Raw genomic sequence first — 14,706 nt, 5'->3', positions numbered from 1 at the left:
GACAGTAAGCAATTCGTTTAGACTTTTTCAAGAAAATGTGTTGGTTTTGGGCCGCACAGGTAGAGCCTGTGATCCAAGGAGCCTGGAAACATGAAGAAAGAAGCGAAATTGCCTATCGGCATGTTTGATTCGGGTGTGGGCGGTTTGACCGTGCTCAAGGCCGTGCGCGAGCGTATGCCGTGCGAGGATGTCATCTATCTCGGTGACACGGCCCGACTCCCCTACGGCACCAAATCACCCCAGACCGTCACCCGATATGGAGTGCAGTGCGGATCGGAACTGATCAAGCGCGGTATCAAGTTGCTGGTGGTGGCCTGCAACACGGCCTCTGCCGTGGCCCTGGATGCCTTGCGGGCCGCCTATCCCGAGATTCCGGTTGTCGGCGTGGTCGATCCGGGTGCACGCGCCGCCTGCGCGGCCAGTAAAAACCGGGCCATAGCAGTCATTGCCACGGAATCAACCATCGCTCGAGGTGCCTACCAGCGGGCCATTCATGCCATTGCTCCCACCTCGCGTATATTCGGCCATCCCTGTCCTTTGTTCGTGGCCCTGGCCGAAGAGGGCTGGACCGAGGGCCAGATCCCGGAAGCCGTTGCCGCCCGCTATCTCGACCCGGTTTTCAAGCCGGCCTCGGGTACGGAGCATCCCGTCATCCCCGACACCCTGGTCCTCGGCTGTACCCATTTCCCCTTGCTTGCTTCGGCCATCAGAAAAGTGGTCCCCAAGCAGACCACCATAGTGGATTCCGCCGCCACTACGGCCGAAACCGTGTTTGCGGAATTGACCCGCCTGGATCTGATCAGGCCGGAAAACGGCTGCGGCGGCTCCCTTTATCTGACCACCGACGACGCCGCCCGCTTCGCCCGCACCGGCACCCGCTTCCTGGGGACGGCCATATCTGAAAAAGATGTCGAATTGGTAGATCTTTAAGCCATTGGAGGGATGCCTCCGGCGGCCAGAGGGGGAAACTCTTGAAAGAGTTTCCCCCTCTGGACTCCCCCTTCAGAACTTTTTGGTGCGCCTTCGGCGAGGGTGCACGACAACGAAAAGAAAAGACCACAGCTTTTACAGGCTGTGGTCTTTTTGTATTTCCGCGAAGCGGCACCAGAAAGTTTAGGAACAGGAGGGGATGGGGGGCCGGCCGCCGGAGGCGTTTTATTTCACGATCATGACGGAATTTCTCGCTTTTTCGGCCACTTCGTGGGTTACGCTGGAGCCTTTGGAGAACCAGGGTTTGGGCGATTCCGGGAGCAGGATGAGCGAAAAGTCATAGCCGATGGTGATGATGGTATCCACGGCATCGCCGACTTCCACCAGGGTCTCGTGTGGGGTGATGCCGTTTGCCAGAAACAGGGCGGCGGCTTCATCCACGGATTTTTGGGCCGAGGGTCTGTCGGCCTCGGCCGGGGCCACGGACAGGATGGAGACCGGGCATTGGCAGGCGTGGGCGTATCGGACGGCGGAGGACAGCATGGCCCGTGACCGTTCCGTGTCCTGGACGCAGACCAGATGGCCGTGTCCCGGCTCAAGGTGGCGGGCCACGATTACCGAGTGTTTCGAATGGGCGGCCACCTGGAGTGCCAGGGGCTTGCGGGACAGGAACTTTTTCAGGCCGGTCAGGGGTTCGGGCGAAGCGCCCACGATGATCATGTCCACGTCACACAGGTCGGCTTCATTCGTGATCACGGAGACCACGTCCGTGGCCGTGCGCAAACGCAGGGAGATCGTGCCGCCGCACGGGTTTTCATATTCCCGGACATATTCGCCCGCCGGGTCCCCGGACAGTTCGAGGTGCCGCCAGTCCCTGTTGGCGTCGGGCGTGATTTCACCGAGTTCCACCAGGATGTCGCGGGCTTTCTTGAGGTGCGTCATGCCGGGCAGTTCCAGCCCCCAATCCAGGATGTTTTCGCGGGCCACACGTACTTCCATGCCCCCGGACTGGAGGCCGCTGTCCTGTTGGCGGACATAGAGAAGGTCGATGTTGGCGCAGGTCTTCTTGCTCAATCGAGCGGCGTAGCGCAGACCGGCGTACGCCTCCGGGCCGCCGCCGATGCATATGAGGATGCGGAGTCTTTCGTCATCCTGTTTCATGAACAACTCCTTACAGCCCGGTCAGGGGCCAGTATAGTTTCGATGCCAACAGCAAGACGGCAAAGGACATCAGTGCCATGCGCCAGCCCACCTTCATGAAGTCCGAGGGACGCAGGTAGCCCGAGGAGTGAACAATGGTGGAAGCGGGAGTGCCGATAACCGTGAAGTAGGCGAAAGCGCTGGAAACGGCTGTGACCATACCCACGGCCAACGGGTTGGTTTCCGTTCCCACGGCAATGGCCAGGACAATGGGGCCGAGCACGGCCACGGCTGCGCCGTTGCTCATGGTGTTGGTGATGAAGGTGGTCAGGACCATGACCGCGGCCAGCAGGCCCATGCCGCTGTCCATGCCCAGGGGGGCAAGCATGTCCATGAACATCCCGGCCACCCAGGCGGCTGCGCCCGTGTCGCGCATCTGAACGCCCAGGGAAATGGCGGCTGCATAGAGGAGCACTACACCCCAGTTCACGCCGGTATTGAGATCCTGCCAGCGCACCAGTCCGGTGATCAGAAACAGGACCGCTCCCAGAATGGCTATGGTGCCCATGCCCACTTCAGAGGAAAAGCCGACCCATCCGACGAGCGTCACCAGGAACAGGAAGATGGCCATGTAGTTGCGCCCGGTAAGCGTTCCCTCATTGCCCACCTGCTCCTTGAGTTGTTTTACGGCCGGGCCGAGGTCCGTGATGTCCGTCTTGAACGTATAGCGCAGGATGAGGTGCATGAGCGGGAGCTGGACCAGGAAAATGGGATAGGCATATATCATCCAATCCAGGTAGCTGACGGAATAGGAATAGGTCGCAGGGTCGTCCGCCGCATAGAAAAAGTCGCGGAGGTAGCCGAGCATGATGGCGTTGCGCGCTCCGCCGGACGGAGTGCCGATACCGGCCATGGCGCAGGCATAGGAGATGGAAAAGAGAAAGAGTACAGCCAGGGCGCGCCGTTTGTCCGGGTCGTCGGTGGCCAGTTGCAGCAGGGACAGGGCCACGGGCAGCATCATGGCCGCCACCGTGTGTTCACCTACAAAGGACGCCAGGATGCCGGAAAAGACGGAGATGCCGAAAGCGATGTTGTATGTCTTTGATCCTGTGACGCGGACGATGAGCAGCGCCAGCCGCTTGTCCAGCTTCTGTTTGACCAGGGCCACGGCCAGCATGAGGGAGCCCATGATGAACAGGACCGAGTCCTTCATCAGGGACTTGGCCACTATGGAGGAGTCCAGCCCGAGCAGGAAAACCTGGCCGAGTATGATGAGCAGGGCCACGGCTGGCAGGGGGATGGGTTCGGTGACGAACAGGATGGTCGCGCCCACGGTCATGATCAATACCATCCATCCGTCAGGGGTTACGCCGTCCGGGGCGGGCAGGAGCATCATGGCGGCCTGAAGGGCCAGGGTGATGAAAAACCAGCGTTTTTCTCGGATGTAATGGATCACGATATCGGCAGTATACACATCCTTGAGTGCTGTCGCCAGTTGAAAGCGTTGTTCCGGTTCAGCCTCATTGCCGGAGACTTTTCAATGGCCGGGTGATGAGGTATCATCGGCTGGTGCGGTTGATCACCGGCAATTCAAGAACTGAAACCAAGGAGCCACCCTTGAAACGCACATTGTCCGCCCTGTGTAAGAATGAACCCGGAGTCCTGGCGCAGATGGCCATGGAGTGCGGTAGATATAATGCCAACATCCTGTCCCTGGCTGCCGGGGAAACGGAGAATCCCGAAGTCTCCCGCATCGTGCTTTGCGTTGACGGCGACGACGCGGCCATTGATGAGGTGGAGCGGTTTCTGGATTCCCTGGACGTGGTCATCCAGATCGATGACCTGTCACGCAAGGGCTTCGTGGATCGGGAGCTGGTCATGGTCAAGGTGGCCATGGACCGTTCCCAGACCGGCCAACTCATGCAGATTTTTGAGGTTTTCCGGGCCAATGTCGTGGGCATGGGCCAGGAGACGATCACTGTGGAACTGTCCGGCGACCAGGAGCGTGTGGACGGGCTGATCAAGATGCTCGTGCCCTATGGCATCAAGTCCATGTGCCGGTCCGGTATGATCGCGCTCAAGCGCGGAGATGAATAGACCGTGGCAGCATATACTCCCATTACCAGCCTTGAGGGCCTGGTACAGGCTGCGCTGGATCATGGTCCCGGCGGGACCATGCCCAAGGTGGCCATTGCCCGGTCCGCAGAAGGGTTTGTGCTTCGGGCGGGGCTGGAGGCATTCGCCCAGGGCGTGGCAGAGCCGGTCCTCATAGGTGACATGGAGGAGACCCGGCGTATCGCGGATGAACGCGGTCTGGACATTTCTCCTTTTCGGCAGATCCATATCACTGACGACGAAAAAGCTGTTTTCGAGGCGGTGCAGTTGTTCCGGCACGGCGAGGCCCAGCTCATAATGAAGGGATTGGTGTCCACGGCCACGCTGCTCAAGGCCGTGCTCAACAAGGAGACCGGGGTGCCGCACCCTTCGCGTATCCTGAGCCACGTGGCGGTGTTCGAGTCTCCCCTGGACAAGCGTCTCATGATCATGACTGATCCGGGTGTGAACATTGCGCCCACCCTGCAGCGTAAGGTGGACATCCTCAAGAACGCCCTGGACGTGGCCCGCAAGCTCGGCATGGAAGAGCCCAAGGCCGCGATCCTGGCGGCCACGGAAAAGATCAACTATCCGGCTATGCCCGCCACCCTGGACGGCGACATCCTGACCAAGATGGCGCGGCAGGGAGAGTTCGGCAACGCCAGGGTGTTGGGGCCGCTCTCCCTTGACCTGGCCGTATCCCGCGAGGCTGCCGCCACCAAGCGCTTCAATGATCCCGTGGCCGGGAATGCGGATATCCTGCTGACCCCGAACATTGAGGCGGGCAATGTCCTGTACAAGTCCCTGAGCACGCTTTCCGGCTGTACCATGGCCGCCGTGGTGGTGGGCAGCCGGGTGCCTGTGGTGGTCCCGTCACGCGGGGATTCCGATGCCAGCAAGTTTCACTCCATAGCTTTGGCCTCGGTGCTGGCCAAAAGGAGCGACTCGTGAGCATACTCGTTCTCAACCCCGGTTCCACGTCCACCAAGTTGGCCTTGTTTGAAGGAGGTCAGCCCGTTGCATCAGAAGAATTGCAGCATGACCACAGCGATCTTGACCGCTTCAAGCGGGTGGCCGATCAGTTTGATTTTCGCATGCAGGCCATTGTCGGCTTCTTGCAAAAGACCGGCACGGACCGGAGCCGCATAGAGGCAGTGGTAGGTCGCGGCGGGTTGCTCCGTCCCCTGGACGGGGGCGTTTACGAAGTGTCAGACAAAATGGTGTCCGATCTGAAATCGGCCCTTTACGGGGAGCATCCCTGCAACCTGGGCGGCATGTTGGCCCTGTCTCTGGCCCGGCAATGGGGTGTGCCTGCATACGTGGTGGACCCTGCGGTCACGGACGAGATGATGGACAAGGCCAGGCTGACAGGGCTGCCCGGATTGGAACGACGCAGTCTGTTTCATGCCCTGAACCAGCGAGGTGTGGCCCGTTTGGTGGCGGAGCGGCTGGGCGTGGAGTACGAGTCCTCGAATTTCATCGTATGCCATATGGGCGGCGGCGTTTCCATCGGAGCGCACCGTCTTGGGCGGGTGGTGGACGTGGTCAACGGCCTGGACGGCGAAGGTCCGTTCACTCCCGAGCGCACGGGCGGCCTGCCTGTGGTCCCGGTTCTGAATATGGTCAGCAGCGGGCAACGCTCAGCGGATGATATCAGGCATGCGGTTTTGAAGCAGGGCGGGATGTTCGCCCTTCTGGGAACAAATGATCCGCGTGAAACCGTTGTCAGGATGGAGGCCGGAGACGAGCAGGCCGGGCTGGTATTCAGGAGCATGGCTTACGGCATCGCCCGGTATGTGGCTTCCATGATTCCGGCCCTGGTGTCCGGGGACGGTGAGTTGGACATTGACGCGATTATCCTGACGGGAGGGCTGGCACGGAGCCGTCCCTTGATGGAGGAAGTGGTGCGGCTTGTCAGTCCCTTTGGGCGGGTGGAGGTTGTGCCCGGCGAAGTGGAGATGCAGGCATTGGCATCCGGGGCCATGCGGGCGCTCAAAGACGCTGCAATTGTTCGTACATACGGTTGATTCCCCAATCAGTTGTTATTTGTAACAAGAAAAGCTATTGAGCCTATAACTGTCTAAAAGTCTAGTTATGGGCGGTGTGTAAGGCAGGGTTTCAATAGGGGATAGCATTGCATGGGTTCTTTGTTTTCAAAATCGACATCATTACGAAAGAGCGTAAGGATCACGGATGATGAATTCATCCAACTTCGTGATTTCATATATGAAAAAAGCGGCATCTTCGTGGATGTCAAACGCAAGTATTTATTCGAGAGCCGTTTTTCCAAGCGGCTGGGCGATCTGGGTCTCACCAGCTTTGCCGATTACATCAAGTATTTGAAGGTTGACCGGCAGAATCAGGAGCTGAAGCATCTCTTCGAGTTGGTGACGACCAACGAAACCAGCTTTTGCCGGGACATGAAACAACTGTCTTCATTTCAGGAAAATGTACTCAAGACCAAGCTCGATGAGCAGCGCAAGGCCGGCAGGTTGGAGCTGAACATCTGGTCCGCAGGGTGCTCTTCCGGCGAGGAACCATACACCCTGGCCATCCTTTTGCTTGAAACCCTCAAGATCGAATTGGCCCGGTGGAAGATTTCCATTACCGCAGTGGATTTGTCCGATGAGATGATCAAACGGGCCCAGACCGGAATATACGGCGACTACGCCTTCAAGACCACGCCCGACGAGTTGAAAAAACGGTATTTCAAGCAGGTCGCCGCAGGATGGGAGATAGATCCGCGGGTGCGCGGTCTGGTCAAGTTTCAACAGATGAACCTGAATGACCCCCTGGCCTTGAAGCGGGTTCCCCGATCGCATATCGTTTTTTGCCGCAACGTGATCATCTATTTTGATGAGGCCATGAAGCGCAAGGTAATCAAGTCGTTTTACGACAACCTGCTGCCCGGGGGATGCCTGCTGGTCGGTCATTCCGAGTCGCTGCACAAGATTTCACAGACATTCAAACCGGTCCACCAAGCTGGGGCCATAGTCTACAAGAAGGAAGAATAGGGGGGTATATCCCGCTATCGGAGGTTGTTGTTTTGGGTATCAAGCACTTTGATGAGCTGAAGGCAGGCATGATCCTGGCCTCTGATCTGGTTGCCAAGGATGGCAGGCTGCTCTTCAAAGGCGGCACCGAGCTGGAGGAGCGCCATCTTGTCTTGCTCAACCGGATCGGTGTCACCGAGGCCGACGTTGTGCCGGACGTGGGAGCACTGGATGACCAAACCCTTCTGGAAATCGAGGACTATGTCCGGGACTACTTCCTGTACGTGAACCCGGACTCCGAGCCGGTCATCGAGATGTTCCGCATCGCACTGGACCTTACGGCGGCCAGGGTCGCCGAGGGGTGGAAGTTGCCGGATCTCAGCCAGCGCAGGGCTTCGAACGTGGAGCATCTCGAGGATATCTTCATCCGGGGCATGGGTTCCCCTGCGACTATCGTCAAACACGAGACCGAATTGGCCAGCTTCCCGGATATTTTTTTCCGCATAAAGGAAGTGCTCGAAGACGATTCCGCATCCGCCGACCGCATCGCCAAAGTGGTCAGTACGGACATGAGTTTGTCTGCAAAGCTCATCAAGCTGGTCAACAGCCCGCTCTACGGGTTCCCGCAGACCATCGACTCCATCAGCCGGGCCGTGGCCCTGGTGGGAGGCAAGGAGCTGTCCACACTGGCGCTTGGCATCTCCGCGATCAATTATTTCAAAGATATACCGCCAGAGTTGGTGGACATGAAGACGTTCTGGCGCCATTCCATTTCCTGCGGGATTTTTTCCAAGATTCTGGCGGCCACTCAGACCGGACTGTCCCCTGAACGGTTCTTCATCGGCGGTCTGCTTCACGATGTCGGTCGTCTGATCCTGTTCAAGAAGTTGCCCTATGCCTCCACCGAGGCCATGCTTTTCGCCCGCGAGAACTCCATCCCGCTGGTCGAGGCTGAACTGTCTGTCATGGATTTCATCCATACGGACATCAGCACCCCCCTGCTTGAGTCATGGAAATTCCCTGAAGGACTGTCCAACATGGTCAATTATCACCATAATCCCATGGAGTTTCCCAACCCGTTGGAACCGGCGATCATCCATGTGGCCGACAACCTGACCAATGCGGTGGAGATAGCCCAGGGCGGCATGTACGTCATGCCCGGCATGGACGAGGAAGCCTGGAAGCTTTTGGGCATTGACCCTGAAACAGTCCTGAACGATGCCGTGAAGCAGTACAAGGAACAGATAGACATCGTCATGGGGGCGTTTTTCTAGGAAACAGCCCTTTTGCCGTAGTGGATATGCAGCGCATCGTGTTCAAGACATGATGCGCTTTCTTGTGTCCTGGGGCTGCCCTGAGGGAGGGCGGTTGAGAGGGGGATTCTGGTTCGCGAAGTTGAGGAGGTCGGCGACCAGATCCGCATTGGGACTGGTGCGAACAGACAGCCTCAAGACAGTGAGTCCTGCAAACAGGATCAGCAGCAGGGCTGCGGCGGATGCGACTGCATACATTCCGGGTCTCCTTGCACGCAGGAAACCAGACGGAGGTTACAGCCGTATTGCGGCTGGGTGACCCTTGGGTGACTTTTTTGTTTAGCTCGGGTCGCCTTCAATGATCAGGTTGGGCAATTCGTCCGTATCGTCGTGCTTGATCGGGAAGTGCCCAGTCACCAGCTCGCCGCAACGGACCACGCCTTTGCAGAGGGCTTCGCCCGGTTTTCCGCTCTTGATGCCTGCGGTGATCAAGGACACCACTTCTGCCCAGACCGCCGGATCGACATGGTCGTTGATGCCCTTGTCGGCCAACACCTGGACCGAGCGTTCGAAGACCGAGACGTAGATGATGATGCCGGTCTGGTCGCGGGTGTCATGCAGGCCGTGGCGATAGAAGGCGGTGAACGCGGCTTCCTCCACCTCTTCACGCATCTCGCGTTTGGAGATGAAGGGTTTCTTGAGGGCCGGGACGGCATCGAACAGCCGGGAAAAGCAGAGGTACAGGGCCAGGAACAGGCCGAGGAAGACCCACATGTCCTCACGGCCCAGGGCCAGGGTCAGTCCGATGGCCGCCAGGGAGCTGCATACAAGGCTGCCCAGGAGTCCGGCTCGAGGATACTCGTAGCTCATTGAACTGATGACCGGTACTATTTCACCGGAGGTCTTGGATTCGACCTCCTGTACGCACCTGATGAGTGTGTCTTTCTCGTTTTGGGTGAGAAACTCGTTCGCTTTTGTACTCATTGGAAAAACCTCTATCGGGCCTGCCAGCCCCCGGAAGCGCCGCCGCCGCCGAATTTGCCCCCTCCGCCTTTGAAGGAGGTTATATTGTCCACGCCGCCCTTGCCAAGGGCACAGCTTATCAAGCCGCCAAACCCGAACAACGAGTCCCACAAGTCGATCTTCATGCCCACCAACAACCGGTGGACGATGTCGCTTATGGTCAGAATGACGGGCAGCGCGAGAATGGAAATAAATGCGAACCAGTTCCAGAAGCCCATTTCCGAATCGACCGACATGATCTACCAGCCGCCGCTCGCACCGCCGCCGCCGAACCCTCCACCGCCGAAGCCACCGAACCCGCCGCCGCCACCGAACCCGCCACCGCCGCCACCTGTGCGTGGGCCGGGGAGGAATATGAAGCCTGGGGCGCTGCGTCGGACTGCGTTGGCGCCGGTTGCGCTGGTCCTGCTGCGTCCGAATTTTTCAGTGAACAGGATGATGAAGATCATGGGGCCGATGAGGATGGCGAGCAGGTTGAGCCTGCTTTTCGGCTTCTTTTCTATTGCCTTGAATTCGCCGCGAACCGCGCCGCTGATGGCGGTGACGCCGTCCATGATGCCCTGATCGAAGTCGCCCGCCTTGAAGAGCGGGGTGATGACGTTGTCGATGATCTGTCCGGCCAGCACGTCCGTCAGTTGCCCTTCCAGGCCGAGGCCCACCTCGATGCGGATTTTGCGATCTTCCTTGCTGATCAGGAGGATAACGCCGTTGTCGAAGTTCTTTTGTCCCACCTTCCAGGCGTCGGCCACCCGGATGGAGAATCCCTCGATGGATTCCCCTTCAAGGGAAGGGATGGTCAGAACGGCCACCTGGGTGGAGTCCGTGGCCTCCAGGTCGGCCAGCCGGGCCTCGATTTCCTGGCGTGTGGCCGGGGAAATCATGCCTGCCAGGTCGTTGACCCGGGTGGTGTAGGCCGGGACGTCCAGAGCCAGGGCATTGGGCGCCAGGGTCAGGACAAGGATCGCGCCCAGTATGAAGTTAAGGAGTCTGCGCACCGCCACGCTCTCCCTAGGACTCGGTTCCGAAGTTGACCTTGGGCGTTTCCTTGGCTCCGGGATCGGCTTGGAAGAATTCCTTGCGATCCAGGTGGAGCAGCACGGAGTTGGTCAGGGAGTTCGGGAACTTGCGGATGGCGAAGTTGAAGGCCTTGACCGCGTCGTTGTAGCGTTGGCGGGCCACGTTGATGCGATTTTCCGTGCCTTCCAACTGGTGTTGCAGGCCCAGGAAGTTCTGGTTGGCCTTGAGGTCGGGGTAGCGTTCCACCACCACCATCAACCGGGACAGGGCAGAGGAAAGCTCTCCCTGGGCGGCCTGGAACTTGGCCAGGGCGGCCTTGTCCGTGAGCATGTCGGGGCTGATGGTCGTCTGGGTGGCCTTGGCCCGGGCTTCGACCACGGCGGTCAGAGTCTCTTTTTCATGGGCGGCCGCGCCCTTGACCGTTGCCACGAGATTGGGGATGAGGTCGGACCTGCGTTGCAGGGCTGCTTCGAGGTTGGCCCATGCGCCGAAGACTTCTTCTTCCTGCTGTTGCATGGAGTTGTAGCCGCACCCGGCCAGGGACATGACGGTGAACAGGGCCGCAAGGGCAAAGACAAATCGTTTAAGCATCGTTTGATTCCCGTAGGTTGGGGTTGGTATATTATTACTTACAGATGCGGCCCGCTTGGGAAAAGTCAAGGAGGGGCAGTGCATGGCAATCGGATTCCTAGTTCTTTTTTCTGGGCTTCTTGAGGCGCTTGCCTGCGGCCAGGAGCTTGCGCAGCTCAGCCGCCGCCTGCACCACGTCTTTTTCATGGAGCAGGAACCGCTCCTTGGAGGTCTGGAAATGCCATCCTGCGGGACGGGTCAGCAGTTTGGCCCCACGGGACAGGAGGTATTCCTCGGCCTCGTTTCCGGCGGCCACGTCTTCCATTTCGGCCAGGACCTCTTTGCGAGTCTGCATGTCGCGCAGGAACTGGGCTATCTCATAGGCGGAGCGTAAAAGGTCATCCGGTTGGATATCCGTCTCTTTCTTGCGCCCGGAAAGATATCGTTGGAGTTCGTTGAGGTCGGCCTTCAACTCCTTGATCTCGAACAGGGCAGCTTCTTGGGAAGTGTTTATCTTGTCAGAGAGTTGTTTGTATATTGCGCGTAATTTCTGTGTGGACATGGAACCTGCTTCAAGCCTTGCTGTTACCCCGGTATTTCCAATAAACTTCTTTATGTTAACGTGTTTTGGCGAGTTACCGCAACCGGTGTTCGCTGAATTTTTCATGAATTTCAGCCCGACCGTCCGTCAACTCCGTCAGTTTTGCTGTGAAATCGGCCAGATGTTCTTCCGGCAGTTCAACGGTGAAACCGGCAATGTCGGAGAAGGCTTCGGACCGGATTTCCGCCTCGAATTCCGGGAGCATACGCTTGAACAAAGTTATTGCAGGGTAGGGAATGGCAACGGACCGGGTCAGGGTCACGACCATCTCCCGCACGGGCAGGCTCTCCAGGCCGAGATTGACCATGCCGGTGTACGCCCGGACCAGGCCGCCTGTGCCCAGCTTTGTCCCGCCGAAGTAGCGGGTGACCACCACGGCAATCTCGCCCATCCCGGAGTGCAGCAGGGCGTTCAGCATGGGTTTGCCCGCAGTGCCGCTCGGTTCCCCGTCGTCGGACAGCCCGACCGATGCAGTGTCGCCCGGCGGTCCGGCATTGAAGGCCCAGCAGTTATGCGTGGCATCGGGGAATTCTTCCTTGATGCGGGCGATGAATTCCCTGGCGGTTCCGGCATCGGGCGCAGGGGCAATGGACGTGAGGAACCGGCTGCGCTTGATGGTCTCCTCCACGCGGTGGAAGGCAGCGGGAATGGGATAGCGGTCCGACATGTCCCGTGTGTAGTATGGCGCTTCAAGGAGGGTCAAGGGCGGGCGCACCGCTTTTCAAGGTCGGCCCTCAGCTGCGTCTTGACCAGATCGAATTCGTTGTGGTCCGGCAGCATGGCCAATAACCCCTCATAGTTGCCGGACTGCCTGAGGTGGCAATAGGCGTAGCGGAAGTGCAGGTCGTAAATCCAGCAGCAAAGGAACAGGATGAAGTCGTTGGACCAGTTGATGGACTTGAAGGGAATGAGTCGGCGTTTCAGCGTCAGTTCCACCACATCGGGGGACACCTCGGTCTTGTGCCAGGTTAGGCCGCTTTTCAGGGCCTTGCCGTGGAGCGTATCCGGGTTCATGTACTTGAGATTGCAGCGGATGGCGTCGAGTTTGTCCGCATCGCGCAGAATTTCCAGGACCGTTTGGGCATCCGCTTCCATGCCTTCGGGAGTGACGTCCCGGTTGTGATATCGGATGGCGGTCAGGACCACCTCACGCCAATGCCCTGAAATGGAGGAGAGAAGGTCTATCCCGGACAGAATCGCGGCTCCTTCTTCAGCGTGGTTGTAGCCGACATGATCGTCGAAGCTTTCGCGGTCCACCAACTGGGGGAAACGGCCGACATCGTGCAGGATTGCCGAGATTTCAGCGGCTTGAGCCAGATCATCGCCCGGTTGCAGTTCCTTGAGGATGCCCCGCACATGGGTCAGGACCCGCATGGTGTGGGATATCTTGCGCCGTACCAGGCCGTGGACCTCTCCGGTTGCCCGATCAAGATGATCCCGTGTAAAGACGTCGAACCAATCCAGGCAGTGTCTGATCTGTTGTGTGTGCATGGGGTGTTCTATCAGGATAGAGGGTTGTCTTGCCAGCCTGGACCGCTCAGGTTTTATGGTTTGATGCCCGGTTCTTCAATCAGGGAGGCCAGGATCAGACCGAAAAATCCGCCGTGGGACCCGGTGTAACGCCAACCAAGATGTGTGATGCATCCGGTGCAGGCTACCGCCTGCCAGTCAAAGCCAGAAAACCAGGTGAATTCACCTGTCTTCGGACCGGTGGGCAGGATGTTCTTGGCCGAGGCAAAGCAGCCCAGTTCGAAAACCTGCCCGTGGGGATTGAAGAAGACATGCCGGTGGCTGCCGTGCACCTCCATGCCCAAATCGCGCCGGGTGATTCTTGACCGGCAGACCCTGCATACCAGTACGCTGCCGGTCTCGTGGGGAATCGGCTCGGTCCGGTCCAGCCGTTTCGCGTCACCCGATGCAGACGGGGCGTCCGTATCCGGTTCGCCGCGCAGGGCGCGGGCAGGTTCTGGTTTGTATTTTACAGTCATGGTGGCTCTCCGCTAAAGAGCTATACCGCACTGAACCGGGAAAATGAAGCCGGACTTGACCGTTCCCGATCCGGTCCGTAAATTTTGGACATGATCCGAGAAATCGACCCCGGTTATCTCAGGCTGTGCGATGCCTGTTGCGATAACTCCGGCACAGCCAAGGAGATGATCAAGACCGGCGGGTGTACCTGTGACATCTGCGGTTGGGCCTGCAAATGCTGCGGCGACAACGCCAGGCAGTTCGTGAACAAGGTGCTGGTGCGCACCATCCCGAACGAAGGGTGGGAATACCTGCAATGGAAGAACCGTTGCAACCTCATTCCCCTGGATTGGGAGCGGCTTTTCGCCTTGGGTCGGCAGGATGAGGCCGATAGGGGGTAATATATTATTTTCTTTTAATGCTAAGTTGTTGCGCAAAATATAGTGTGCTATTTGTTGCTTTTTTGAGAAGAAAATAGCCGACTATGACGCGAACATGGGACCGACCAGCGAGGCCGCAATGGTCCACATGGTCAGGCAGACCGCGCCGTCCAGGATGCGCCAGGTGATTTCGCGCCGGAACAGCGGGGCAAGGATTTGTCCGCCCAGGCTCAGGCAAAGGAACCAGGCCGTGGAGGCCGCGAATGCGCCCAGGCCGAAGACATAGCGGGCCGGTGTCGGGAACTGGCCGCTGATCGACCCCATGAGCACAATGGTGTCGAGATAGACGTGGGGGTTGAGCAGGGTCACTGCCAGGGTGAGCATCAATGTGTGTTTCAGTCCCTTGCCCGCATTGCCTTGCGCGTCCATGGAGCCGCCGCGCACGGCTGCCCTCAGGGCCGTGAACCCGTACCATGCCAGAAACGCCGCCCCGCCCCAGGCAGCGAACAGGCCCAGGGTGGGGTTGGTCGCCACCAGGGTGCCCACGCCCGTGACGCCCAGCCCGATGAGCAGGCCGTCGCAGAGAATGCACAGGGCAGCCACGGCAAGATGATGGTTGCGCCGGACGCCCTGGGTGAGCACGAACGCGTTCTGTGCCCCAATGGCCACGATCAGCCCGCCTCCCATGCCGAATCCCTGAATGAATGGTGTCATGTGTGTGATGCCTCCCCTTCCCC

19 protein-coding genes are annotated in these 14,706 nt (G+C 58.9%); 7 read left to right on the top strand and 12 right to left on the bottom strand.

Annotation, left to right across the window (positions count from 1 at the left end):
• Nucleotides 1–90 precede the first annotated feature (90 nt).
• Nucleotides 91–930, top strand: a complete 840-nt coding sequence (gene murI / locus DWB63_RS15310; protein ID WP_128329733.1) for a glutamate racemase — start codon at nucleotides 91–93, stop codon at nucleotides 928–930.
• A 225-nt stretch (nucleotides 931–1,155) separates the two neighbouring features.
• On the opposite strand, the gene DWB63_RS15305 is transcribed toward murI, so the two are convergent.
• Together DWB63_RS15305 and DWB63_RS15300 are read right to left on the bottom strand one after the other, a co-directional pair.
• Entirely contained in the window at nucleotides 1,156–2,091 is a 936-nt protein-coding gene (locus DWB63_RS15305; RefSeq protein WP_128329732.1) for a universal stress protein, read from the bottom strand.
• Nucleotides 2,092–2,101: 10 nt separating this feature from the next.
• The gene (locus DWB63_RS15300) at nucleotides 2,102–3,544 is read right to left on the bottom strand and encodes a DASS family sodium-coupled anion symporter (RefSeq protein ID WP_241648883.1); all 1,443 of its coding nucleotides are present in this window, start codon (nucleotides 3,542–3,544) and stop codon (nucleotides 2,102–2,104) included.
• A gap of 143 nt (nucleotides 3,545–3,687) precedes the next feature.
• Between DWB63_RS15300 and ilvN the strand changes: the two genes are divergently transcribed.
• The 5 genes from ilvN to DWB63_RS15275 all read left to right on the top strand — a co-directional run bounded on the left by ilvN (nucleotide 3,688) and on the right by DWB63_RS15275 (nucleotide 8,431).
• Nucleotides 3,688–4,167: an acetolactate synthase small subunit gene (gene ilvN / locus DWB63_RS15295; protein WP_128329731.1), complete on the top strand. Its 480-nt coding sequence runs from the start codon at nucleotides 3,688–3,690 to the stop codon at nucleotides 4,165–4,167.
• 3 nt (nucleotides 4,168–4,170) lie between these two features.
• Nucleotides 4,171–5,115 carry a bifunctional enoyl-CoA hydratase/phosphate acetyltransferase gene (locus DWB63_RS15290; protein ID WP_128329730.1) on the top strand — a complete coding sequence of 315 codons (945 nt, stop codon included), beginning with the start codon at nucleotides 4,171–4,173 and terminating at the stop codon, nucleotides 5,113–5,115.
• A complete protein-coding gene (gene buk / locus DWB63_RS15285) occupies nucleotides 5,112–6,191 on the top strand; it encodes a butyrate kinase (RefSeq protein ID WP_128329729.1) in 1,080 nt (359 codons plus the stop codon). Before DWB63_RS15290 ends, buk begins: the two co-directional genes overlap by 4 nt.
• Nucleotides 6,192–6,302: 111 nt before the next feature.
• A complete protein-coding gene (locus DWB63_RS15280; protein ID WP_128329728.1) occupies nucleotides 6,303–7,178 on the top strand; it encodes a protein-glutamate O-methyltransferase CheR in 876 nt (291 codons plus the stop codon).
• Between the two features lie 32 nt (nucleotides 7,179–7,210).
• Nucleotides 7,211–8,431: an HDOD domain-containing protein gene (locus DWB63_RS15275; RefSeq protein WP_128329727.1), complete on the top strand. Its 1,221-nt coding sequence runs from the start codon at nucleotides 7,211–7,213 to the stop codon at nucleotides 8,429–8,431.
• A gap of 42 nt (nucleotides 8,432–8,473) precedes the next feature.
• Here DWB63_RS15275 and DWB63_RS15270 read toward each other — a convergent pair whose 3' ends face one another.
• From DWB63_RS15270 to DWB63_RS15230, 9 genes are all read right to left on the bottom strand, one after another.
• Nucleotides 8,474–8,668 carry a hypothetical protein gene (locus DWB63_RS15270; RefSeq protein ID WP_128329726.1) on the bottom strand — a complete coding sequence of 65 codons (195 nt, stop codon included), beginning with the start codon at nucleotides 8,666–8,668 and terminating at the stop codon, nucleotides 8,474–8,476.
• 81 nt (nucleotides 8,669–8,749) lie between these two features.
• Nucleotides 8,750–9,394, bottom strand: coding sequence for a TPM domain-containing protein (locus DWB63_RS15265; protein ID WP_128329725.1), 645 nt, complete (start codon nucleotides 9,392–9,394; stop codon nucleotides 8,750–8,752).
• A gap of 11 nt (nucleotides 9,395–9,405) precedes the next feature.
• Nucleotides 9,406–9,669 carry a hypothetical protein gene (locus DWB63_RS15260; protein WP_128329724.1) on the bottom strand — a complete coding sequence of 88 codons (264 nt, stop codon included), beginning with the start codon at nucleotides 9,667–9,669 and terminating at the stop codon, nucleotides 9,406–9,408.
• A 3-nt stretch (nucleotides 9,670–9,672) separates the two neighbouring features.
• Entirely contained in the window at nucleotides 9,673–10,428 is a 756-nt protein-coding gene (locus DWB63_RS15255) for a TPM domain-containing protein (RefSeq protein ID WP_128329723.1), read from the bottom strand.
• Nucleotides 10,429–10,441: 13 nt separating this feature from the next.
• On the bottom strand, nucleotides 10,442–11,041 hold the full coding sequence (locus DWB63_RS15250; RefSeq protein ID WP_128329722.1) for a LemA family protein: 600 nt from the start codon (nucleotides 11,039–11,041) through the stop codon (nucleotides 10,442–10,444).
• Between the two features lie 97 nt (nucleotides 11,042–11,138).
• The gene (locus DWB63_RS15245; protein ID WP_128329721.1) at nucleotides 11,139–11,582 is read right to left on the bottom strand and encodes a hypothetical protein; all 444 of its coding nucleotides are present in this window, start codon (nucleotides 11,580–11,582) and stop codon (nucleotides 11,139–11,141) included.
• Nucleotides 11,583–11,655: 73 nt separating this feature from the next.
• Nucleotides 11,656–12,288 (bottom strand): YigZ family protein, encoded by a 633-nt coding sequence (locus DWB63_RS15240; protein ID WP_128329755.1) that lies wholly within the window; start codon nucleotides 12,286–12,288, stop codon nucleotides 11,656–11,658.
• 32 nt (nucleotides 12,289–12,320) lie between these two features.
• Nucleotides 12,321–13,112 (bottom strand): HD domain-containing protein, encoded by a 792-nt coding sequence (locus tag DWB63_RS15235; RefSeq protein WP_128329720.1) that lies wholly within the window; start codon nucleotides 13,110–13,112, stop codon nucleotides 12,321–12,323.
• A 53-nt stretch (nucleotides 13,113–13,165) separates the two neighbouring features.
• Nucleotides 13,166–13,609, bottom strand: coding sequence for a cereblon family protein (locus DWB63_RS15230; protein ID WP_128329719.1), 444 nt, complete (start codon nucleotides 13,607–13,609; stop codon nucleotides 13,166–13,168).
• Nucleotides 13,610–13,699: 90 nt separating this feature from the next.
• Between DWB63_RS15230 and DWB63_RS15225 the strand changes: the two genes are divergently transcribed.
• On the top strand, nucleotides 13,700–13,990 hold the full coding sequence (locus tag DWB63_RS15225) for a hypothetical protein (RefSeq protein ID WP_128329718.1): 291 nt from the start codon (nucleotides 13,700–13,702) through the stop codon (nucleotides 13,988–13,990).
• Nucleotides 13,991–14,071: 81 nt separating this feature from the next.
• On the opposite strand, the gene DWB63_RS15220 is transcribed toward DWB63_RS15225, so the two are convergent.
• Complete coding sequence (locus DWB63_RS15220; protein ID WP_128329717.1) at nucleotides 14,072–14,683, bottom strand: LysE/ArgO family amino acid transporter; 612 nt, start codon at nucleotides 14,681–14,683, stop codon at nucleotides 14,072–14,074.
• Nucleotides 14,684–14,706: the final 23 nt, after the last annotated feature.

The organism is Pseudodesulfovibrio sp. S3 (genome assembly GCF_004025585.1).
Classification (GTDB): domain Bacteria; phylum Desulfobacterota; class Desulfovibrionia; order Desulfovibrionales; family Desulfovibrionaceae; genus Pseudodesulfovibrio.
This window is presented reverse-complemented; position numbering and strand designations above follow the sequence as displayed.

Bases quoted from the DNA above. Each gene is read 5' to 3' on its own strand.
- DWB63_RS15235 (WP_128329720.1), bottom strand. From the start codon at position 13,112: ATGCACACACAACAGATCAGACACTGCCTGGATTGGTTCGACGTCTTT.
- DWB63_RS15270 (WP_128329726.1), bottom strand. From the start codon at position 8,668: ATGTATGCAGTCGCATCCGCCGCAGCCCTGCTGCTGATCCTGTTTGCA.
- DWB63_RS15220 (WP_128329717.1), bottom strand. From the start codon at position 14,683: ATGACACCATTCATTCAGGGATTCGGCATGGGAGGCGGGCTGATCGTG.
- DWB63_RS15265 (WP_128329725.1), bottom strand. From the start codon at position 9,394: ATGAGTACAAAAGCGAACGAGTTTCTCACCCAAAACGAGAAAGACACA.
- DWB63_RS15305 (WP_128329732.1), bottom strand. From the start codon at position 2,091: ATGAAACAGGATGACGAAAGACTCCGCATCCTCATATGCATCGGCGGC.
- DWB63_RS15240 (WP_128329755.1), bottom strand. From the start codon at position 12,288: ATGTCGGACCGCTATCCCATTCCCGCTGCCTTCCACCGCGTGGAGGAG.
- DWB63_RS15250 (WP_128329722.1), bottom strand. From the start codon at position 11,041: ATGCTTAAACGATTTGTCTTTGCCCTTGCGGCCCTGTTCACCGTCATG.
- DWB63_RS15260 (WP_128329724.1), bottom strand. From the start codon at position 9,669: ATGTCGGTCGATTCGGAAATGGGCTTCTGGAACTGGTTCGCATTTATT.
- DWB63_RS15245 (WP_128329721.1), bottom strand. From the start codon at position 11,582: ATGTCCACACAGAAATTACGCGCAATATACAAACAACTCTCTGACAAG.
- murI (WP_128329733.1), top strand. From the start codon at position 91: ATGAAGAAAGAAGCGAAATTGCCTATCGGCATGTTTGATTCGGGTGTG.
- DWB63_RS15225 (WP_128329718.1), top strand. From the start codon at position 13,700: ATGATCCGAGAAATCGACCCCGGTTATCTCAGGCTGTGCGATGCCTGT.
- DWB63_RS15280 (WP_128329728.1), top strand. From the start codon at position 6,303: ATGGGTTCTTTGTTTTCAAAATCGACATCATTACGAAAGAGCGTAAGG.
- DWB63_RS15230 (WP_128329719.1), bottom strand. From the start codon at position 13,609: ATGACTGTAAAATACAAACCAGAACCTGCCCGCGCCCTGCGCGGCGAA.